We start from the raw sequence: 5,633 nt of genomic DNA, 5'->3' as shown, positions 1-5,633 counted from the left end.
GCGCGGCTGAAATGCGCGCTGTTGCTGAAGCCGCAGCCGAAAGCGATGTCGGTGATGGTGCGCTGCGCGCCGTGCGCCTCGCGCAGCTCGCGCATGCACAGTTCCAGGCGCAGCTGCTGTATCCAGGCGGCCAGCGTCAGGGGTTCGTCGGCAAAGGCGTTGTAGAGATGGCGCTTGCTGCAGTTCATGGCCTGGGCGATGTCGTCTATGCACAGCCGCGGCTCGCGCACATGGGCCGCGACATGGGCGCGGATGCGGTCCTTGAACGCTTCCTGCTGGGTCAGCGCCGTACCCCGGCCCGACAGCTCCTGCAGCGACAGATGCACCAGATCGATCAGCAGCTCGCCCGCGCGCTCGGCCACGGCCGGCGCCATGGTGGGCAGCTCCTGGTAGGTGCTGCGCATGGCTTCAAGCGCGACGCGCGCAATGCCCGAGCTGCCACCGACGTTGCGCCCCATCAGGCCTTCGAGCCGGATGCCGCGCTGCACCAGGCTGCGGCGCGGCAGCATCACGATCAGGTGCTCGGACCATTCGGGGTTGGCGACTTCATAGGCCTGGCTGGTGTCGTAGATCACCCAGCTGCCGCTGCGCGCGCTGGCTTCGCGGCCCTGCTGGCTCACGGCCGCCAGCCCTTGCCAGGGGGCGACGATCTTCACATAGTCGGGGTCGTGCGAGCGCCGCCCCTGGACGCTGCGGATCACGCGGTGGCGCGCCGCCTCGAGCCGCGTCATGACCACGGCACCCGCCTGCGAGCGCTGCAGATGGCCTTCGAACACCGTGTCGCCGTAAAGGTCGGTGCCCAGGCCCGAAAACAGCGTGGCCATCCAGTCCTGCCACGCGGGTACGGCTTCCTGGGCCGACAGGCCATCGGTGCTCAAGCTGCTGTCCATCTTCGCTACCTCCCCGGGGTTGGCTGCCGATTATCCAGGCATGCGGGCCAGCACTGGAAAACCCTGAGCGCCGTGCATTCACAGTCAAGGACTTAGTGCATGCTCAGTACAGCCGCGCCAGGGGCCACGCCCTAGCATGCTTGCACGCTCAGCAAAAGAGCGACCAAGGAGACAAGCATGAAGACAGCAAGCAAACGTTTCTGGCTCAGGCAGGTGACTGCGGCTGCCGCCATCGCCACTTTGGGGCCGCTGGCTCTGGCGCAGGAAGCACCGAAATCGGTGCGCATAGGCTGGGCCATTGCCAAGACCGGGCACAACGCCGGCGGCACCGCGGCCACCGTGATGCCCAACTACCAGCTGTGGGTCAAGGAGATCAATGCCGCGGGCGGCATCATGCTCAAGGCCTATGGCAAGCGCGTGCCCATCGAAGTCGTCGAATACGACGACCGCTCGAGCACCGAGGAAGCGGTGCGCGCCACCGAGCGCCTGATGACCCAGGACAAGGTCGACTTCGTGCTGCCGCCCTGGAGCACGGGCAGCAACCTGGCCGTCGGTCCGACCTACGAAAAGCACAAGTACCCGCTGCTGGCAGCGACTGCAGTGACCGACAAGGCGCCCGAGCTGGCCAAGCGCTGGAAGCATGCGTTTTTCTTCCTGGGCACGGGCGCGGGCTATGCCGAGTCGCTGGTGAGCTACCTGGAAAGCGCAAAGAAGGAAGGCAAGATAGGCAACAAGATTGCCATGATCAACATTGCCGACGGCTTTGGCGTGGAGCTGGCCAACGCCACGCGCAAGGCGGCCAAGCAGCATGGCTTCGAGCTGGTCTACGACAAGAGCTATCCGATAGGCACGCAGGACATGACGCCGCTGCTGACCGAGATCAAGAGCAAGAACGCCGATGTGTTCATTGCCTACTCGTACCCGCCCGACACCATGCTGATCACCGAGCAGTCGCGCATCAACGCCCTCAACCCCAAGGTGATGTTCACGGGCGTGGGCACGCAGTTTCCGATGTTCAAGGCCAAGTTCGGCGCGGCCACCGAAGGCATCATGGCGCCGGGCGGCGTGGACTTCGACGCACCCGCGATCAAGGACTACTTCAAGCGCCACAAGGAATCGGCCGGCTATGAGCCCGACCGCTTTGCCAGCACTATCCAGTACACCACGCTGCAGGTGCTGCAGCAGGCCATAGAGCGCGTGGGCAAGGTGGACCGCGCGGCCGTGACGCAGGAAATCAGGACCGGTACTTTCGACACCATCATCGGCCCGGTCAAGCTCGAGAACCAGATGCTGACCAAGCTCTGGTACGTGGGCCAGTGGCAAAACGGCGAATTCTATGGCGTAGCGCCCAGCAACCGCGCGGGCGCCAAGCCGGCGATCATCCCGAAACCGGCCTGGAAGAACTGAAGTCCCGGCCCCATGAACCTGCTCGACATCCTGCTCGCGGGCAGCACCCTGGGCGGCCTCTACGGGCTGATCGCCATGGGGCTGACCCTTCAATACGGCGTGGCGCGCATCATGAATCTCTCCTATGGGGAGTTCCTGATCGCGCCGGCCTTTCTGGCCTATCTGGGCGTGACCGCCTGGGGGCTGTCACCCATTCTGATGCTGCTGCTGGTGCTGCCCCTGGGCTTCATCGTGCAGTGGCTGGTCTATCAATTGCTGCTGACGCCGCTGGTGCGGCGCACGGGCGCGGGCCCGGCGCTGGAAGTCGACTCCATTCTCGCCACCTTCGGCCTGATGTTTGTCGTGCAGGGCGTGATGATGGTCGCGTTTGGCGGCAACTACCACAGCTACACCTATCTCTCGACACCGGTGCAGATCCTGGGCAGCACGGTCGCGGCCAACCGCCTGCTGGTGCTGGGCGTGGCCATCGCGCTGGGCCTGGGCCTGTACCTGCTGCTGACGCGCACGCGCATGGGCACGGTGGTGCGCGCGGTCTCGGTCGCGCCGCGCTTTGCGCCGCTGGTCGGCATCGACGTGCGCTTCACCGCGGCGCTGGCCTTCGGCCTGGGCGGGGCGATGGTCGCGGCCTCGGGCGTGCTGGTCAGCATGTTCCTGCCGTTTTCCGCGGCGATGGGAACCATGTTCGCGATGAAGGCGCTGATCGTGGTGATCATGGGCGGCGTGGGCAACCTGATGGGCTGCCTGCTCGCGGGAATGATGCTGGGCTTTGCCGAGACCCTGGTCGCGACCTTCATCGACCCCGGGCTGACGCTGGCCGTGAACTACGCGCTGTTTCTCGGCGTGCTGCTGCTGCGCCCCACGGGCCTGTTTGGAAAGGGCGCACGATGAGCCGCCGCGACGCAATGGCATGGGGCGCGGGCGCCCTCGCCCTGGCCGGCCTGGCCACGGTGCCCCAGTGGATGCACAACGACTACTACCTGTCGCTCTTGATCAGCGTGCTGATGTACAGCGTGCTGGCCTCGGCCTGGGCGCTGTTCTCGGGACCCACGCGCTATGTCTCGCTGGCCACCGTGGCGTTCTTCGGCGTCGGTGCCTACACCACGGCGGTGTTCGGCGAAGCGCTGCCCTGGGCCGCGGTGCTGCTGATCGCCCTGGGCGTGGGCGTGGCCATGGCGCTGGTCGTGGGCCTGGCGACGCTGCGGCTGTCGGGCGTGTACTTCGTGATCTTCAGCTTCGGCCTGGCCGAGTTGGTCAAGCAGCTCGTGACCTGGTACGAAGTCAACATCACCAAGGACCTGGGCCGCTATGTGTTTGTCGACATCACGGCCCAGGACATCTACTGGCAGCTGCTGGTGCTGCTGGCGCTGGTGCTGGGCCTGCGTGCCTGGATAGCGCGCACGCGGCTGGGCCTGGCGCTGCGCGTGATCGGCGAGGACGAGACCGTGGCCGTGCACGTGGGCATCAACACCACGCGCGTCAAGGTGCTGCTGTTCACGCTGAGCGCGGCCTTCATGACCGTGGCCGGCGCGATCATGGCGCCGCGCTGGACCTACCTCGACCCGACGATTGCGTTTGCGCCGGCCATCTCGTTCCAGACGCTGATCATGGCCCTGCTCGGCGGCGCGGGCACGCTGTTCGGGCCGCTGCTGGGCGCGGTGCCGCTGGTGCTGCTGTTCGAGTTCCTGTCGGCGAATTTCCCCAACCATTTCGCCATTCTTGTCGGCCTGGTGTTCATGGTCATCGTCTATGCGGTGCCCCACGGCATCTCGGGCTGGCTGCGCCGGCGCAAGCACAACGGAGGCGGGAAATGAAGCCGCTGCTGGAACTCAAGGGCCTGAGCAAGCGCTTTGGCGGCCTGGTCGCGGTCAACGACCTGTCGTTTGACGTGCACGCGGGCGAGGTCGTGGGCCTGCTGGGCCCCAACGGCTCGGGCAAGACCACGGCCATGAACCTGGTCTCGGGCGCCCTGCCGCTCAACGCCGGTGAAGTGCGCTTTGACGGCCGCACCATCAGCGGCCTGGCCAGCCACCAGATCGCGCGCCTGGGCGTGGCGCGCACCTTTCAGCTGGTGCGCGTGCTCGGCGGCATGAGCTGCCGCGACAACGTCGCCGCGGGCCTGGCGTTTCGCCCCGGCGGCCTGCACGGCCGCGCCGCGGAACATGCGGCGCAGCTACTGCTCGAACGCGTGGGCCTGGGCGCCCAGGCCGGGCTGCCGGCCGCCGAGCTGACCTATATCGACCAGAAGCGGCTGGAGTTGGCGCGCGCGCTGGCGCTCGCGCCCAAGCTGCTGCTGCTCGACGAGTGGCTGGCCGGGCTCAACCCCACGGAGCTGCAGCAGGGCATTGCGCTGATTGCCGCGCTGCGCGATGAAGGAATGACGGTGCTGATGGTCGAACATGTGATGGATGCGGTGCACGCGCTGTGCAGCCGCTGCGTGGTGATGAACACCGGCAGCCGCATTGCCGACGGCCCGACACGCGAAGTGCTCAGCGATGCGCGCGTGATCGAGGCGTATCTCGGCAGCAGTGATGACATCCAGGAGAGCGCCCATGCTTGAAGTGCACGATCTTTCGCTGGCCTATGGCAAGCACCAGGCGCTGCGCGGCGTGTCGCTGCTGGTCGCCAAGGGCGAGCTGGTGGTGATGCTGGGCGCGAACGGCGCGGGCAAGTCCTCGCTGCTCAAGGCGATTGGCGCGATGGTGCGGCCGCAGGACGGCGCGCGCGTGCTGCTCGCGGGCCAGGAGCTCACGCGGCTGCCGGCCCATCAGGTGGTCGAGGCCGGCCTCGCGCTGGTGCCCGAAGGCCGCGGCGTGTTCGGCGACCTGACGGTGCGCGAGAACCTGCAGCTCGGCGCCCAGCCCAAGCGGGCACGCGCGCTCGAAGCGCAAAGCCTGGCGCGCGTGCTCGATCTCTTTCCCAAGCTCGCCCAGCGCATGCCGCAGACCGTGCGCACCATGAGCGGCGGCGAGCAGCAGATGGTGGCCGTGGGCCGGGCGCTGATGTCGGCGCCCGATATCCTGTTGCTGGACGAGCCGTCGCTGGGCCTGTCGCCGCTGATGTGCAAGGAGCTGTTCGCGGCGCTGGCACGCATCCGCAACCTGGGCGTGGGCGTGCTGCTGGTCGAGCAGAACGCGCGCCAGAGCCTGGCAATTGCCGACCGCGGCTATCTATTGGAAACCGGGCTTGTCGTGGGCCAGGGCACGGCCGCAGAACTGCAAGCCAGCCCTGCCGTGCGACAGGCGTATCTGGGCGCAGCCCATTGATTTTTTTGTGAAGGAAGTTCCATGATCGAACAACAGATGCTGATCGGCGGCCAATCGGTGGGCGCCACGGGCG

General features: G+C 66.9%; 6 protein-coding genes. 5 read left to right on the top strand and 1 reads right to left on the bottom strand.

Translation table 11 applies throughout. The features are described 5' to 3' along the window. The coding region (locus RR928_RS03805) for a helix-turn-helix domain-containing protein (protein WP_332681538.1) at window positions 1-890 on the bottom strand (890 nt) is incomplete at its 3' end. Window positions 891-1,067: 177 nt separating this feature from the next. Between RR928_RS03805 and RR928_RS03800 the strand changes: the two genes are divergently transcribed. The 5 genes from RR928_RS03800 to RR928_RS03780 are packed head-to-tail and all read left to right on the top strand — an operon-like array spanning window position 1,068 to window position 5,560. Then, complete coding sequence (locus tag RR928_RS03800) at window positions 1,068-2,297, top strand: amino acid ABC transporter substrate-binding protein (RefSeq protein ID WP_332534961.1); 1,230 nt, start codon at window positions 1,068-1,070, stop codon at window positions 2,295-2,297. A gap of 12 nt (window positions 2,298-2,309) precedes the next feature. Further along, window positions 2,310-3,185: a branched-chain amino acid ABC transporter permease gene (locus RR928_RS03795; protein ID WP_332534963.1), complete on the top strand. Its 876-nt coding sequence runs from the start codon at window positions 2,310-2,312 to the stop codon at window positions 3,183-3,185. Further along, on the top strand, window positions 3,182-4,108 hold the full coding sequence (locus tag RR928_RS03790; protein ID WP_332534965.1) for a branched-chain amino acid ABC transporter permease: 927 nt from the start codon (window positions 3,182-3,184) through the stop codon (window positions 4,106-4,108). The genes RR928_RS03795 and RR928_RS03790 overlap by 4 nt, the downstream gene beginning before the upstream one ends. Beyond that, window positions 4,105-4,854, top strand: a complete 750-nt coding sequence (locus tag RR928_RS03785) for an ABC transporter ATP-binding protein (RefSeq protein ID WP_332534967.1) — start codon at window positions 4,105-4,107, stop codon at window positions 4,852-4,854. The genes RR928_RS03790 and RR928_RS03785 overlap by 4 nt, the downstream gene beginning before the upstream one ends. Next, window positions 4,847-5,560 carry an ABC transporter ATP-binding protein gene (locus RR928_RS03780; protein WP_332548078.1) on the top strand — a complete coding sequence of 238 codons (714 nt, stop codon included), beginning with the start codon at window positions 4,847-4,849 and terminating at the stop codon, window positions 5,558-5,560. Before RR928_RS03785 ends, RR928_RS03780 begins: the two co-directional genes overlap by 8 nt. Window positions 5,561-5,633: the final 73 nt, after the last annotated feature.

Origin of the sequence: Comamonas sp., from assembly GCF_036666375.1 — a bacterium.
In the GTDB taxonomy this organism is placed as follows: Bacteria; Pseudomonadota; Gammaproteobacteria; order Burkholderiales; family Burkholderiaceae_C; genus Comamonas.
Note: the sequence above shows the minus strand (reverse complement) of the source record. Positions and strands in the feature narration are given on the sequence as shown.